Genomic DNA, 15263 nt, shown 5'->3' on the forward strand with positions numbered 1-15263 from the left:
CAAAGAGCCTTTATTATTTCACGATTTATTATGACGATTCTTCTGTAAAAATTCCGGTATCTTGATGCCGCCCGTATCGGTTGTGCTGCTTATTGGCGGTTTAGCCTGACCTGACTGGCTTACAGGCTTACGATCAGGGTCCGTATTAAAGCTTGTCCTAGGAGGAACATATGAGCTTTGACCTGTTCTTAAAATATTATGTAATGATGAAGGGGAAGTGGTTCTCTTTAAGAACTCCGGTGTTTTTACCAGTTCTCTGGGTTTTGATTCAAGACCGGTAGCTATAACTGTAATAGATGCCGTATCCGGAGTGGAGTCGTCAAACATGGCACCGAAAATTATGTTTGCCGTATCCCCTGCTAATTCCTGAACCAATGTGGCGGCGTCATTTGCTTCAATTAGGCTGATATCACCGGATATATTAATAATTACATGAGTGGCTCCCTGTATGGTTGTTTCAAGAAGCGGACTTGTAATTGCCTGCTTTACTGCAGTTATACACTTATCGTCTCCGGTTCCATAACCGATACCTATATGGGCAATTCCCTTATCCTTCATGACGGTCTTAACATCGGCAAAGTCCAGGTTAATTAATCCCGGTACGTTGATTAGGTCCGTAATTCCCTGAACACCCTGCTGCAATACTTCATCCGCTTTTTTCAAAGCTTCCGGCATTGTTGTCCGGCGATCGACTATTTCAAGCAATTTATCGTTAGGTATTACGATTAGGGTATCAACCTGTTCCTTTAACCTTTCTATTCCCGCCAAAGCGTTTGCCATACGGGTCTTTGCTTCGAATTTAAAAGGTTTCGTTACTATTCCTACCGTAAGAATATCCATGTCTTTTGCAATCTGTGCAATTACAGGAGCGGCACCGGTACCGGTTCCTCCTCCCATGCCGCAGGTTACAAATACCATGTCTGCTCCTTTAATTACTTCAGTTAATTGTTCCCTGCTTTCTTCGGCGGCTTTCTGCCCGATTTCAGGCTGAGCTCCGGCACCAAGGCCTTTTGTCAGCTTTTCACCTATCTGAATACATACAGGAGCCTTACAGGTTTTAAGATGCTGCTTGTCCGTATTGACCCCGATAAATTCAACACCTTTTATATTCTCTTCTATCATTCTGTTAACGGCGTTGTTCCCTGCTCCTCCTACTCCGATAACAAGTATTTTCGCAGTATTTTCCGCCTCATTAGTTCTTATTTCAAGCAAGGTCAATTCCTCCTTCATCGTATTATTCAAAATTGAACTACTTACAATCTGATCTATTGGTAATTATACCATATTAAACCACATTATAATGGGACAAAAATCAGTCATAATACTACTTATTGTATATTTCTTATTATATATGATATCTTTAAATTCCCAAATAATCAAGCATAATTTTATTATTTTATGAATTATTTGATAATTTTTTATCTAATCTTCCGATTCCGGTTTTGCTATGAAATAATCTGTGCCGGTTGTCATATCTATGGTTAATTTTTTGCCCTCTACCTCGTCCAAAATGTTTTTTAATTTTGCCAAAACTTCATCATATGTACTTCGTTTGCCAAGCTTTGCTTTTATATCGCCGCAATCTAACGTTACTTCATATTTATTGTTGAAACTTATTGTATTTACGTTAAGACCGTACTTTTCAATCTGCTGTGTCAAATTCAGAATTACATCAAATAGCTCTTCTTTCTGCACCTCCAGTTTTTCGTTCAATGCAATTTTTTGAAATTTCAGTCCCTTGACCTGCGGAATATCGTCAATTTTATTTGACGTGCTTTCCACAATTATGCCGTCTTTATCAAAATAGAAGTAATCACTCATGAATTCTATACAGCCTATAATTCTCTTATCATAAACCCTGATACTGACGGAATTTCTGTCTACCAGTTCAAAGGACATTTTTTCTACAAACGGAATCCTGATATCAACAAAGTATTTGTACTTCAGATAAAATATAAGCGTATTTTTGTCTTCCCTCTTATTTATCAGCCTTTTAACAATTTGGTCCTGGCTATACCTTGAAGAACCGGTTACCGTAATATTTTTTAACTGAAAATAATATATAAAGATTGCAGCCGGTATTCCAAGAAAAACAGCTAATTTAATAAGGCGCTTGCTTATCCGTCTTAGTACACTGTTATTCTTCCTGTATAATTTGTTATCCATAATATACTCCATTCAGGTGCATATTCATAGTAGTATAATGGGCTTATAAAATATTCTCACTGCAAAAACTTACGTTAGCCCCGAGGCTGCCTAAGTCTCTGCATATATCCTCGTAACCCCGCTCGATTGTGTCCGCTTCCTTTACTATTGTAGTTCCTTCAGCAGCTATACCTGCTATAATAAGGGCAGCACCCGCCCGAAGATCATGGGCTTTTACTGTTGCTCCTTTAAGTTTTTTAACCCCCGATATAACTGCTTTCTTTTCTTTCTCATCTATAGTAATATTTGCCCCCATCTTCTTTAGTTCATAAGCATTCTGAAACCGTGATTCGAATATTGTTTCTATAATGGTACTTTTTCCGTCCGCAAGACTTAAGACGGTCATCAGTTGAGACTGCATATCGGTAGGAAATCCCGGATAAGGCTGAGTTTTAAGTACTTCAATAGGTAAAGGCCTTTTATCGCACTTTACTCTAAGGGAATTTGCACCTGTCTTTATGTCACATCCGACTTTACTTAACACCCTAATAACAGAATCCAATTGGTTTACAGGGGTGTTTTGTAAAATCACATCGCCTCCGGCAGCTGCTACGGCTGCCATATATGTTCCTGTTACAATCCTATCCGGTGAAAGCGTAAATTCCACATCACGAAGACTCTTTACGCCTTCTATCTCAATAAAGGCAGTCCCTTTTCCGCAGATTCTTGCTCCGGCTTCAACTAAGAAATTGCATAGTTCCAGTACTTCCGGTTCTCTTGCTGCATTAAATATCCTGGTAACCCCTTCCGAAAGTACCGCCGTAAGTATAATATTTTGTGTTGCCCCTACGCTTGGAAATTTTAGAAAGATATCGGTTCCGACAATTTTTTCCGTCCGGCAGTATATTATATCCTTGTCCTCCCCCAGAAACTCCTGGCTCACATTCATTCTCTTAATAGAGTCCAGATGAAAGTCTATGGGTCTTTTTCCTATTGAACATCCTCCCGGGTACGCTATGGAAACCTCATGACATCTTCCTAGTAGTGATCCCAAAAACAGAATGGAGCTTCTCATCTTCCGTACAGAACTTTCTGATACTTTTGCAGATGAAAGTTTTGAGGTGTCTATAATCAGAGTATTTTCATCCCATTCGGCCGAACACCCCAACTCCTTAAGTATTTTTATCATATGAAATACATCCAGTATCTTGGGACAATTCTTTAGTATGGTTAAACCTTTATTCAAAACTGTTGCAGCAATTATCGGCAATGCTGCATTTTTTGAACCCTGTATTGTTAATTCTCCTTTTAAACTGCCACCGCCGATAACCTTGATGCTCGACATAGCACACCTCAGACATTTATGGAAATACAATACACTATATGATATTTCCTTTGTCCGGGTGATAAAGTGGCAATAATCTATGAGTTAGTAGCCATAAACCGGAGCAAAACCAAGGACTTAAAGCCCCAATATTAAAATATTACGGCTTAAATCTGCTGTTCAAAACCGGTTTTTGGCTATTTACTGTCAATATAACGAAATATTGCGTTATCTTTGTATCTTTATTTGATTGGAGACACTTAGAACTATCCCCATTTCAAACAGGATAACAAGAAGCGAGCTTCCTCCGTAACTGATAAAAGGAAGAGGTATTCCGGTAGGCGGAATGGTGCTGGTTACAACCGCAATATTTATTAATACCTGAGATGCTATATGAGCAAGAACGCCGGTCGCTATAAGGCCTCCGTACAAATCCGGGGCATTTATGGCTATAATAAAAATACGCCAGAACAAAAGAATAAACAAAAGGATAAGGGCAACTGCCCCAAACAATCCCAACTCCTCGCAAATTACCGAAAAAATCATATCGTTATGGGATTCGGGAATAAAGCCCAGCTTTTGCATGCTCTCTCCCAAGCCCTTACCGAATATTCCGCCCGAAGCTATGGCATATAAGCCTTGAAGAATCTGATACCCCAGTTCATGGGTTTCAACATTTCTCCATGCTTCAATACGGGTGGATCTGAAGTCTACGAAGAATATCATAAGGGAGGCCAATCCGCCCATGACAATACCCGATATTATAAAATAAGCCTTTTTTCTGCTGGCTACAAAGCATATTGAAACTATTATTATGCCTATTATTAAGCCGGTAGATAAGTTCTCGACAATTATAAGGCCAACCAGGGGTGCCATAAATAAGCATACCCTAAGGAATCCCCATATTTTATCCAGCTTTTTGGGTGCCAGATTTACTATGAACGCTGTTCCTAAAATGACCGCTATCTTGGACAGCTCAGACGGCTGAAATGAAAAAGAACCTATGTTGATCCAACGTTTTGCACCTTTTACTTCTTCACCGAATACTAATACCAATGCCTGAAGCATTACGCATAAAAAATAAAGTATCGTTATGGGTCTGAGCTTAATTATAGGGAGCTTTCTTATATATATTCTGTAATCAATTTTGGATACAAACAGCATTATCAGTATTCCCGCTCCTCCGAAAAGTGCCTGTCTTGCCAGATAATAAGTAGCATCTCCATAGATCCTTTGAGCATTGTAGGACGATGTACTGTATATCATGACCAGGCCAAAGCACACAAGAAAAAGAATCAGGAATAACATACTATAATCATAATAATGATATGTTTTTTTTGCGTTTACTTCACCTGCTGTTCTTGCCATTTGATCTCCCATCTTTACTTGCGTAATTCTTTAACATATTCTTTAAACATCGTGCCGCGCTGTTCGAAATTGTCAAACATTCCCCAGCTGGCACAGGCCGGAGAAAGCAAAACCGCATCTCCGTACTTGGCTATTTTTGCACTTACAGAAACGGCCTCCTTTAAATCTTTTACCGTAATAATATCAGAAAAGCCGTATTTTACGGCAGTATCTGCTATCTTTTTTGCAGTCTGCCCCAAAAGAACCAATGTTTTTATCCTTCCCTCAAAAGACTGTATAAGGCTGTCAAAGTCCACCCCTTTATCGTATCCTCCCGCAATCAGTATGGTAGAACTTTTCATAGCCTTAACTGCTTTTATCGCAGCATCGGGATTGGTTGCTTTGGAGTCATTGTAGTATTTTACACCGTTTATAGTGTCTACGTATTCAATTCTATGTTCAACTCCCGTAAAGGATGTAACTGCCTTTTTTATAAGTTCCACTGGAACTCCCATGGCAAGGCCGATACCAAGGCAAGCCATGACATTTTCATAATTGTGTTTGCCTAAAATCTTAAGCTCATTTACGTTTATAATTTTTTCTATGTACCCGTTTTTGCAATAAACTATGTCATCCCCGTCCAGGTACAAGCCCTTTTTTAGCTTTCTTTCACTTGAAAAGTAAAGTACTTGCGTTTTTATGCGACTTCCTATTTCTCTTGTATATTCATCCTCATAATTTAGGATGCATAAATCATTTTTATCCTGATTCTTTGCTATATTTGCTTTAAGGCTAACATAGTTTTCCATGGTATGGTGCCTGTCTAAATGGTCCGGTGTAATATTCAGAATAACACTTATATGAGGATGAAATTCGTGTACTGTTTCAAGCTGGAAACTACTTACCTCAAGTACCGTTACGGACTTATCGGTAGTATCCGGGGCAATGTCGGAATATGGATTTCCGATATTTCCCGCCACAAACACTTCATTATAATATGTTTTTATAACTTCTCCCGTCAAAGAAGTAGTCGTGGTTTTCCCATTGGTTCCCGTTATGCCTATTATTTTGCCTTTTGCATATCGGTAAGCCAGTTCCAGTTCCCCCCATATGGGGATCTTTCTTTCCTGCACCTTTTTTACAAAAGGATGTTCCAATGTTATTCCGGGGCTTATAATCATAAGGTCAATTTCATCAAGAAGGTATGAAGGAAAGTCTCCGAGATAAGCCCTGAAATTTTTCTCAGTATCTATTTTCCCATAAAAATTAGTAATATCAAAATCTTTTCTTTCTTCATATAATAATACTGCTGCCTCTGATTTTTGCAGTAACTTAACTGCAGAAATACCGCTTCTTGCTGCACCGAATACCAAAACTTGCTTGCCTTTTAAATTCATTCAGTTACCATGCCCCACTTTGCTTAATTAATGGATTCCCATCAGAGCTATAAGACAAAGTATTGTTGTAACTATAGAAAACACGGCTACTATTCTGGTCTCAGACCAGCCCATCAATTCAAAATGATGATGGATGGGAGCCATCTTAAACAGTCTTTTGCCTCCGGTAAGTTTAAAATAACCGACCTGGAGTATGACAGAGATTACTTCTATCAAATATATGAATGCTACTAGAACAATAAATAATGGCATTCTAAGCATATATGCCGCAGAGGCTACAAAACCTCCCAAAGCCAGCGAACCGGTATCCCCCATAAACACTTTTGCCGGATATACGTTATACAGCAAAAACGCAAGCAAGCTTCCGGCTACTGCCCCACAAATCGGGGATATACCGCTTTTAAGGCCAATAGATACCACCGTAAAAAACGTGGCAATCAGTACGGTAACACTGGATTCCAGTCCGTCCAGTCCGTCGGTAAAATTGGAACCGTTTACGGTCCCCAAAACTACAAAGAACATCATCGGAATAAAAAGGTATGAAATATCTACATATTTACCTCCGGAAAACGGAATCATCATCCATGTAACATCTTCTACGGAACCCACCAGGTAAAAACCGAATATCGCGGTAACTAAAATCTGTCCCAAAAGCTTTTGCCATGCCTTTAACCCCAAAGAACGTTTCATAACCACTTTTATGTAATCATCCAAAAATCCGATGATACCGAAACCTATAGTGGCAAACAAAACGGGAATTATTTCTTTGTTGTCTTTCAGGTAAAAAAGGCAAGTAATAGAAATACTCAAAACAATTATTATTCCGCCCATGGTAGGTGTTCCTGATTTTTTAAGATGGGATTCCGGTCCTTCCTGTCTTACATACTGGCCGAACTTCATACGTCTTAAAATAGGTATCAATAAGGGACATAAAACAACACAAACACCAAATGATATTATAACCGGTAAAATAACCTGAAAATCCGAATAGTTCATAAAAAACTCCTTATCTGTCTTTTTTTAGGTATAATTCTTATGTATTTGTCTCTGATTATTATAAACAAGTGGCCTGAAACTTAAACTTATCAAAATAATAAAAGTAATTTTTGTATAGGAACACTCGGTTTATTATACTTTATGACATGTAAAATAACAATATTATTTGAACTGTAAAAATTACAAAAATTTATTGGTAATAAAGTACCAAAGGACTGTATTTATTTACAATTTCGCCCGGAAGCGGAAATTGTTCAATAACAATATCGCCTTCTCCGAGAGTATATATTTCTCCGAATTCGTATACTCTTAAAAGATCTTTCATTTCCTTTTTGGTCTTACCTATAAAGTCAGGAACAGTAAAAGTACCGACCTTATACTCCTTTTGCTCTTCTTCGGTATATCTTTCTTCAATTCCCAAATAAGGAAGAATATTATCGAATAATTCTGCAATGACCGGAGCCGCTATGGTTCCTCCGTAGTATATTCCTACCGGTTCGTCTATAAGTACAATGGCGATTACCTGAGGATCATCCGCAGGAGCAAAACCTACGAAAGATGATATGTATTTACCGGATCTTCTCGGAAGTTTTTCGGAAGTAGCTGTCTTTCCTCCTACACGAAAACCGGGAAGATAAGCTCTTTTTCCGGTACCGTCGGATACTACGGCTTCCAAAAGTTTTTTCATTGTTTCAGATGTTTCCTTTGAGATAACATTTTCAGTCGTTTTATATTCCAGAGTTTTTATTACTCTTCCGTCCGGTGCTTTGATTTGCAAACCGAAATGAGGTGTAACCAGTTTACCTCCATTGATAACCGCACTTACAGCCACAAGAAGCTGCAGGGGTGTTATCTGAAAGGACTGTCCGAATGACATGGTTGCAAGCTCCACAGCACCTACATTGTCTATATTGTGCATTATGGAATTTGCTTCTCCGGGAATGTCTACACCGGTCCTGTTAAACAGGCCGAGACGTTTGAAATAATCATACATTCTTTCTGCCCCAAGTCTTGCTCCGATTTCTATAAATACCGGATTGCATGAATTCTTTATTCCTTCAACAAAATTCTGACTGCCGTGGCCTCCGGCCTTATGGCAGCGGATAATCCGGTCTTCAACCGTCTTAAATCCGGGACAGAAAAATCTGTCTTCAAGTTTTACTTCATTTTCTTCCAAAGCGGCAGTTGCCGTAATTATTTTAAAAGCCGATCCCGGCTCATATGTATCGCTGATGCTGGCATTTCTCCACATCTGGTTTAGAAGTTCATTAAGCTTTTCATCACTTAAAGTTTCTCCTACATAATCTTTTGCAATCTCATTTATTAAAGTATAGGGATCGTTTAAGTCAAACTCAGGTGCATTGACCATAGCATAAATTTTGCCGTCTCTTGGGTCCATTACTATCAGTTTTACGTTCTTTGCGCTCTTGGCTTCCATCACTTTGTAAGCAGCCTGCTGAGCATACTTTTGTATATTTATATCCAGGCTTATGTAAAGATCGTTGCCCGGCTGAGGTTCTACCCTGTCTTCAGCCGCATTCGGTATTTCCACTCCGTAGGCGGTTGTAAGGGTAAGAATCATTCCGTTTATTCCTTTAAGATAATCTTCATATTTTACTTCCAGGCCGATTACTCCCTGGTTGTCACTGCCTGTAAATCCAATTACCTTGGATGCCAGGTTGCCGTAAGGATAGTATCTTTTGTAATCCTCATCAACCATAACCCCATCCAGTTTATACTCCCTGATTTTATCGGCTATTTCTTTACTTACATTGGATTTTATTCGTTCGATTGCCGATACTTTTTCCACCCTTTTCCTTACGTATTCCTCGCTTAAACCCAGATGTTCGGAAAGGACGGAAATCACCTTTTCAGGATCCGTTATCTGGCTGTGGATTACCGAAATTGTACATACGGGTTTGTTGGTTGCCAGTTCTACACCGTTTATGTCATATATGCTGCCTCGCTTGGCTTTAATGGGCCTTTCCCTTTCATGAAGAGCCTTAGCCTTGGCAGAATAATACTCAGATTTAAATATCATCAAATAAACAAGTCTTCCTGTCAGTATACAAGTTACCAGCAAAATAACCGATAAAACAATTAATATATTTCTTCTGTTATAAGTCCTGTTTCGTGCCATATCATCAGTCCCAATACTCTTATCGTTTTATTTTATTACCGATGATATGGCTTTATTCATTGGTGTAATTTTTAATCGGCCGGATTTTTACGGTCCGTTGGGATTTTCGTCTATGCTGTCATTATGGCCGTTTGAGTTTTGCGTGTTTTGATTTACCTCAAGGTTTGAATCTTCGCCCGCATCATTAGAGATGTTTGTACTATTGCTGCTTGAGTTATTGTTATTAACATTATTATCATTGGTACCGTTGCCGTTTAAATTGTTGTCATTTGAGCTGTTATTGCCATTTCTATTTGAATTATTGCCGTTTGACGTATTTTGATCGGAGCTACCGGCATTTGTATTACCGTTTGCATTGCCGCTGTTTATGTTTGTACTATTACCGCTTGCATTATTGGTATTACTGCCTGTGTTGCTGCCGGAATTATCTGCTGTATTATCGTTTGCTGTTTCATCAGTCTGATTTAAGTTTTCGGACGTGTCTTCTTTTTCATCATCCAAAGTATTTCCGTCAGTATTGTCAATAATCCTTGCGCCGGTTTCATCTCCGACACTCACACCATTACCGTCTTTTGGAAGCAGGTAATCTATCTCACCCTCAGGATAAATGCCAAGTGCGGGAAGAAGTTCCTTCATTATACGGCTTGCAAATTTGGTTGCTATGGAACTGTCATCCTGCCTTTCTACATTCTGAGGTTCGTCTATAACAACATAAATTACAATCTCAGGATTAAGTGCCGGGACTGCCCCCAGGAAAGACACTACATAATTGCCCTGATTTCGGGGAAACTTTTCAGCAGTACCGGTTTTTCCGCCTATAGTATATCCTTCCACCTTTGCAGGTTTTGCGGTTCCCATCTCTACGGTCTGATACATGGCTTCCCGTATAAACCTTGAAGTTTCATCCGATACAGTACGCCTTATCAGTAAAGGATCGATTTTCTTAATAGTAGCTTTTTCGTCATTCATTATCTCCTTTACCACATGAGGCTGATAATAGTATCCGCCGTTTACCAGGGACGAAAAAGCCGCAGCCATCTGAAGCATGGTTACGTTAAAAGTCTGTCCGAAACTGCTTGTAGCCAGTTCAGCCGCATTAAGATTATCAAGCGAAGTAATAATACCGCTTTCTTCTCCTGGCAGGTCTATTCCGGTTTTTTGACCAAAGGAAAAGTATTTTTGATATTTATAAAATAAATCCCTTCCCTCCAGCCTTGATATCTGCATCATTGCGTCGTTGCATGATTTCATCAGGGTTTCGGCCAAAGTCAGCTCCCCGTGGCCGTATCTGGCATTACATCTGATAGTCCAGCCTCCCACCTGTTCCGACCCGTCACAATAGAATGAACTGTTTTCGGTGATAATCGCCTCTTCCAGCCCTATAGCTACAGTAAATGGCTTAAATGTTGAACCGGGTTCATATCCAGAACTGATAATATCGTTTTTCCAGATCCGGTTCATGGCTTCAATCTTTTGTTCCAGAGTCATATTGGCAAGCTCTTCTTCGCTAAATATTCCTTCAAGATTTCTTGGAGAATTCAGATTATACTCATAATTTGAATGCATAGCGATGATTTCCCCGCTGTTGGGATCCATCACCAGAACCCCTATGCTTTTACTTCCGAATTCCTCAAGGAATTGACGTATGTGCTTTTGTACAATTCTTTGGGCATTTACATCGATTGTACTTACTATCGTATTTCCGTTCTGCGGCTTCTTAACGATCCTTTCTATATTTAGAGAAGAATCATAATAGCCATACTCTCTTCCGTTTTTCCCGTTTAATTCTTCGTTATAATATTCCTCAATTCCAAAATACCCCTTGTTGTCTGCGGATGTAAATCCGATGACATCACAAGCCAGGGTATCATAAGGATATGCTCTGATATATTTTTCTTCAAACCAGAGGCCCTTAATATTTGAATCCTGTTTTATCAGTTTTTTAAATTCCTCTACCTGAGCCAATTGCAGGTTATCAAGCAAAATTTTATATCTGCTTTTGGGACTTTCTTCAAGTATTTTGTTAATTGTGTCAGGTTCAATTTGGAAATACTCATTAAGGGCTTTTATTGTGCTGGGAATTTTATCCGAATTAAGCAAGAGATTTTCCGGATCGAGAATCAATCGATATCTAAGTTCGCTTCTGGCTAAGACAGTACCGTTCCTGTCGAGAATTTCTCCTCTTTTATACGGTATTACAGAACTGACATAGGTTTGCCTTGAAAGAACCTGCTTGGCATACCTTTCGCCGTCAGTTTCCATTATGTAAATCAGTCTTCCGATAAGACCGGCCAAAAGCAGGGTAATTACACAAAATACAAGCAATAATCTTGCTTGCATTCTGGAAGTAAATTGCTTTATTTTTACAGTTGTTTTTTCCATAGTACTTTGACCTCATTACAAAGCATAATCTTAATCCGGTATATCTGCATACTGTCTGATATAGCTTTCTTCGGCTTTTTTATAAGTAATAACCTCATTATTGTTGGGATATACCATCCCCAACTCATTTACGGCTACGTTATATACATAATCAAGATCATAAACCATATTTATCTGTTCATATGCCGCATCGTTTTCATTCTTCATGGTAGCAAGGGTTTTTTCCATAGTTATAATATCTTTTTCCAACCTGCTTACCTCGTTTTGCAGCATTAAAAACTCTATGCAAAAGTATAAAGTCGCACCTATAGCTAAGGTCAACACAAACAATGACGCCTTGCTTATGCCTGATAAGCCTTTTGGCTGTGTGCGTACCTGTCTTTCCGGTCTGGCATGCTCCCTTATTTTTGGCTCGGTTACCGGAGCAGCCTTGTAAGCGGTATTATAATTGTTCACGGCATATCGCCCGCTTAGTTCTCTTTTGCGGGCCGTATTGCCGTCTATATAGCTTGTCCTTGTTTGATACTGAAAATTGCTTCTGTTTTGAGCCATGACTTTTCCCCTCTCTGCACCCATTAACGTCTTAAATGTTATCCTCTGATGTCTTTTCAAATACTCTTAATTTTGCGCTTTTTGATCTTTTGTTAAATTCTATCTCTTCATCCGAGGGTAGGATCGGTTTTTTTGTTACAATTTTTCCTTTAGGTTTCTTACCGCATACACAGACCGGAAAACCCGGCGGACAAGTGCAAGGATTTTCATTTACTTTAAAGGCTTCTTTTACAATTCTGTCCTCAAGGGAATGGAAAGTAATTATAGCCAGTCTGCCTTTGGGCAGAAGCAAATCAATCATATCCTGCAAAGTTTCCTTAAGAACTTCCAGTTCTCGGTTTAATTCGATCCTAATAGCCTGGAAAGTCCTCTTGGACGGATGTCCTCCCGTAGCTCTGAACTTGGCGGGTATAGCTTCCTTTATTATTTCGTTTAATTCAAAAGTTGTTTCTATAGTTTTCTTTTCCCGTGCCCGGACAATGTGTTTGGCTATATTTTTGGCAAACTTATCCTCACCGTAATTTTTTATGATACGGTAAAGGTCCGCCTCACTATAGGTGTTTATAATATCTTTTGCGGTAGTTGTAGTTCGCTTGTCCATCCTCATATCAAGCGGACCGTTCTCACGGTATGAAAAGCCCCGCTCCGGGGTATCCAATTGATGAGATGACACCCCAAGGTCCAGAAGGATTCCGTTGACTTTATCAATTCGTAGGTCCTCGAGTACTGCTTTTATATTGCTGTAATTGCTTCTTACTACCGTAACTTTATCTTTAAATTCAGCCAACCTTGCTGTGGCAGCATCAATGGCTGCTTCATCCTGATCCAGACAGACAAGTCTTCCGGTGGTAAGCCTTGAGGCTATTTCAAAAGAATGGCCGCCTCCGCCTACTGTTCCGTCAACATATATACCGGCAGGATCAATGTTTAGATTTTCGATAACTTCATCCAATAGTACAGGTTTGTGTTCAAACGCCATAATCAGGCTCCTTATCCATAGGGGATTTAGAAATTAATACCGTATTGTGACATATGCTCCGCTATTGAATCCACATCATCATATTGATTGTTCTGCTCCCAGCGTTCCTTGTTCCATATTTCAATCTTGTTTAAAACACCGACAAAAACAATTTCCTTTTCAAGAGCGGCGCTTTCACGAAGCTTTGCAGGTATTAATATTCTTCCCTGTTTGTCAGCCTGACATGCAGCAGCACCTGCCATAAAGTAGCGCTGCAACTGTCTTGCTTCTTTTGTCCCCGGAAGTGTCTTAAGTTTTTCAACGAATATCTGCCATTCTGAATATGGGTACGCAAAAAGACATCCGTCAAGCCCCAGGGTTAGAACAAATTCTTCACCCAGTTCTTCCCTGAATTTGGATGGTATAATAATCCTCCCTTTTGCATCTATTGTATGGACATATTCACCCATAAACATAGGCAGCACCCGTCTTCATAAGTAACATGGCTTGTACCATTTATATTTATAATTAAATGGCATTTCATTTGCATTTTAGCCACATTAGTGGTTTTGGTAATTGTGTAAAACCAATGATTACTGCAAATTTGTGGTTGTACTGTAGTGATTAACCACTTATATGGTCATATTCCCTTATAACTTTTCACCACTTTCGTGGATTTTACCACCACTTCACACCACTTTGCTCCACTTCTGACTTAATTTTATTATAATAATGGGAATTAATCAAGTACTTATCCAAAAAAATAAAGGCACAGAAAGCCCATAATTACTGGCAAATCTGTGCTTTTATGAGGTAAATTTACAATATATTGTACTAAAATCAAAAATCGAACAAAATATGTCAATATATAGGCGATTTTCCGGAATATAGGAAATTGGTCCCGGTTTATAAAAATTATGGCAATTAAAATATTTCTTATAGTAATTAAGTTTACTTAGACTATTTTTCACGGGAAAACGAAAAAATCTCTAATGATAAAAAAGCTGCAGCAAATCTTAGGCTTGCTGCAGCTTAGCTGATTTCAAATACTACTGCTATTTAGATTTTTTTAATTTCCCTCTTTTATAAATAATCATTCCCACAGAGAACAATACTATCAGGGCTGAAATCAATTGGGATATGGGAATCGGTGTTCCCCACAAAAACAATTGGTCGGTCCTGAGTCCTTCAATCCATACACGGCCGAGACCATAACCTGCCAGATACAGAAGCATAATCTCACCGTCGAATTTTTTGCGTTTGGTGCAAATTATCAGTATTATCAATACGGCAAGATTCCATAAAGACTCATACAGGAAAGTCGGATGAACCTGAATATATTCGGCACCATTTACCCAGACAATATTATTTCTGATTTCCATAATCCGTTCAAAAGCAGCCTGTCTTCCCGCATATTTTTCAGCCAAACTTACAACAGGCATTCTGAAATCATAGGATACGTCCTTTATATTTAGCTGCATTGCAAAAAGACTGTCGGTATATTTGCCGAATGCCTCCCTGTTAAAGAAGTTGCCCCAGCGGCCGATTATTTGACCTGTTATAAGACCTATACATCCGGTATCCGCAAGGAGCCAAAAGGGATATTTTTTGACTTTGGAAAAAACCACCGCAGATAAAATAGCTCCGAATATCCCTCCGTAAATCATCAGGCCGCCGCTTCTTAGATTAAATATCTCAAGTAGATTGTCCTTAAACTCATCCCAGGAAAAAACTACATAGCCCAGTCTTGTAAAAATTACAGATACTACTATGGCAATCAAGGCAAAATCCAAATAAAGTTCCGGGTCCTGGCCTGTCTTTTTTGCGACCCATTCGGCTATCAGAAATCCGCACAACATTCCAAACCCGATTATCATGCCATAGAAGGCAATTCGAAAACCGAAGATGTCAATACCTGTCGGAACATTCTTTAACTCTATTCCCAAATTCGGAAACCTAATATTGGTTAAGGCTTCACTGCTAAGCAGTATTCCCATTATTTTCACCACTTTCTCGTGCAAT

At 39.1% G+C, this 15263-nt stretch carries 12 protein-coding genes; all 12 read right to left on the reverse strand.

Features of this window, described 5'->3' with window-relative positions; translation table 11 throughout:
* Positions 1 to 18: 18 nt before the first annotated feature.
* The 12 genes from ftsZ to lgt all read right to left on the reverse strand — a co-directional run bounded on the left by ftsZ (position 19) and on the right by lgt (position 15238).
* Positions 19 to 1212: a cell division protein FtsZ gene (gene ftsZ / locus HHT355_RS07155; RefSeq protein WP_103202758.1), complete on the reverse strand. Its 1194-nt coding sequence runs from the start codon at positions 1210 to 1212 to the stop codon at positions 19 to 21.
* Between the two features lie 210 nt (positions 1213 to 1422).
* On the reverse strand, positions 1423 to 2166 hold the full coding sequence (locus HHT355_RS07160; protein WP_103202759.1) for a cell division protein FtsQ/DivIB: 744 nt from the start codon (positions 2164 to 2166) through the stop codon (positions 1423 to 1425).
* Between the two features lie 43 nt (positions 2167 to 2209).
* Complete coding sequence (murA, locus tag HHT355_RS07165) at positions 2210 to 3490, reverse strand: UDP-N-acetylglucosamine 1-carboxyvinyltransferase (RefSeq protein ID WP_103202760.1); 1281 nt, start codon at positions 3488 to 3490, stop codon at positions 2210 to 2212.
* Between the two features lie 207 nt (positions 3491 to 3697).
* Positions 3698 to 4837 (reverse strand): FtsW/RodA/SpoVE family cell cycle protein, encoded by a 1140-nt coding sequence (locus HHT355_RS07170; RefSeq protein WP_103202761.1) that lies wholly within the window; start codon positions 4835 to 4837, stop codon positions 3698 to 3700.
* 14 nt (positions 4838 to 4851) lie between these two features.
* Positions 4852 to 6213 (reverse strand): UDP-N-acetylmuramoyl-L-alanine--D-glutamate ligase, encoded by a 1362-nt coding sequence (gene murD / locus HHT355_RS07175; protein ID WP_103202762.1) that lies wholly within the window; start codon positions 6211 to 6213, stop codon positions 4852 to 4854.
* A 27-nt stretch (positions 6214 to 6240) separates the two neighbouring features.
* On the reverse strand, positions 6241 to 7209 hold the full coding sequence (mraY, locus tag HHT355_RS07180) for a phospho-N-acetylmuramoyl-pentapeptide-transferase (protein ID WP_103202763.1): 969 nt from the start codon (positions 7207 to 7209) through the stop codon (positions 6241 to 6243).
* Between the two features lie 190 nt (positions 7210 to 7399).
* Positions 7400 to 9349: a penicillin-binding transpeptidase domain-containing protein gene (locus HHT355_RS07185; protein ID WP_103202764.1), complete on the reverse strand. Its 1950-nt coding sequence runs from the start codon at positions 9347 to 9349 to the stop codon at positions 7400 to 7402.
* Between the two features lie 87 nt (positions 9350 to 9436).
* Complete coding sequence (locus HHT355_RS07190) at positions 9437 to 11731, reverse strand: peptidoglycan D,D-transpeptidase FtsI family protein (RefSeq protein WP_103202765.1); 2295 nt, start codon at positions 11729 to 11731, stop codon at positions 9437 to 9439.
* A gap of 30 nt (positions 11732 to 11761) precedes the next feature.
* Positions 11762 to 12283 (reverse strand): septum formation initiator family protein, encoded by a 522-nt coding sequence (locus tag HHT355_RS07195; protein ID WP_158245920.1) that lies wholly within the window; start codon positions 12281 to 12283, stop codon positions 11762 to 11764.
* A 31-nt stretch (positions 12284 to 12314) separates the two neighbouring features.
* Positions 12315 to 13262, reverse strand: a complete 948-nt coding sequence (gene rsmH / locus HHT355_RS07200; RefSeq protein ID WP_103202767.1) for a 16S rRNA (cytosine(1402)-N(4))-methyltransferase RsmH — start codon at positions 13260 to 13262, stop codon at positions 12315 to 12317.
* A 26-nt stretch (positions 13263 to 13288) separates the two neighbouring features.
* The gene (mraZ, locus tag HHT355_RS07205; protein WP_103202768.1) at positions 13289 to 13717 is read right to left on the reverse strand and encodes a division/cell wall cluster transcriptional repressor MraZ; all 429 of its coding nucleotides are present in this window, start codon (positions 13715 to 13717) and stop codon (positions 13289 to 13291) included.
* Positions 13718 to 14296: 579 nt separating this feature from the next.
* Positions 14297 to 15238, reverse strand: a complete 942-nt coding sequence (gene lgt / locus HHT355_RS07210) for a prolipoprotein diacylglyceryl transferase (RefSeq protein ID WP_103202769.1) — start codon at positions 15236 to 15238, stop codon at positions 14297 to 14299.
* Positions 15239 to 15263 lie beyond the last annotated feature (25 nt).

Origin of the sequence: Herbinix hemicellulosilytica (assembly GCF_002904165.1) — a bacterium.
Classification (GTDB): domain Bacteria; phylum Bacillota; class Clostridia; order Lachnospirales; family Lachnospiraceae; genus Mobilitalea; species Mobilitalea hemicellulosilytica.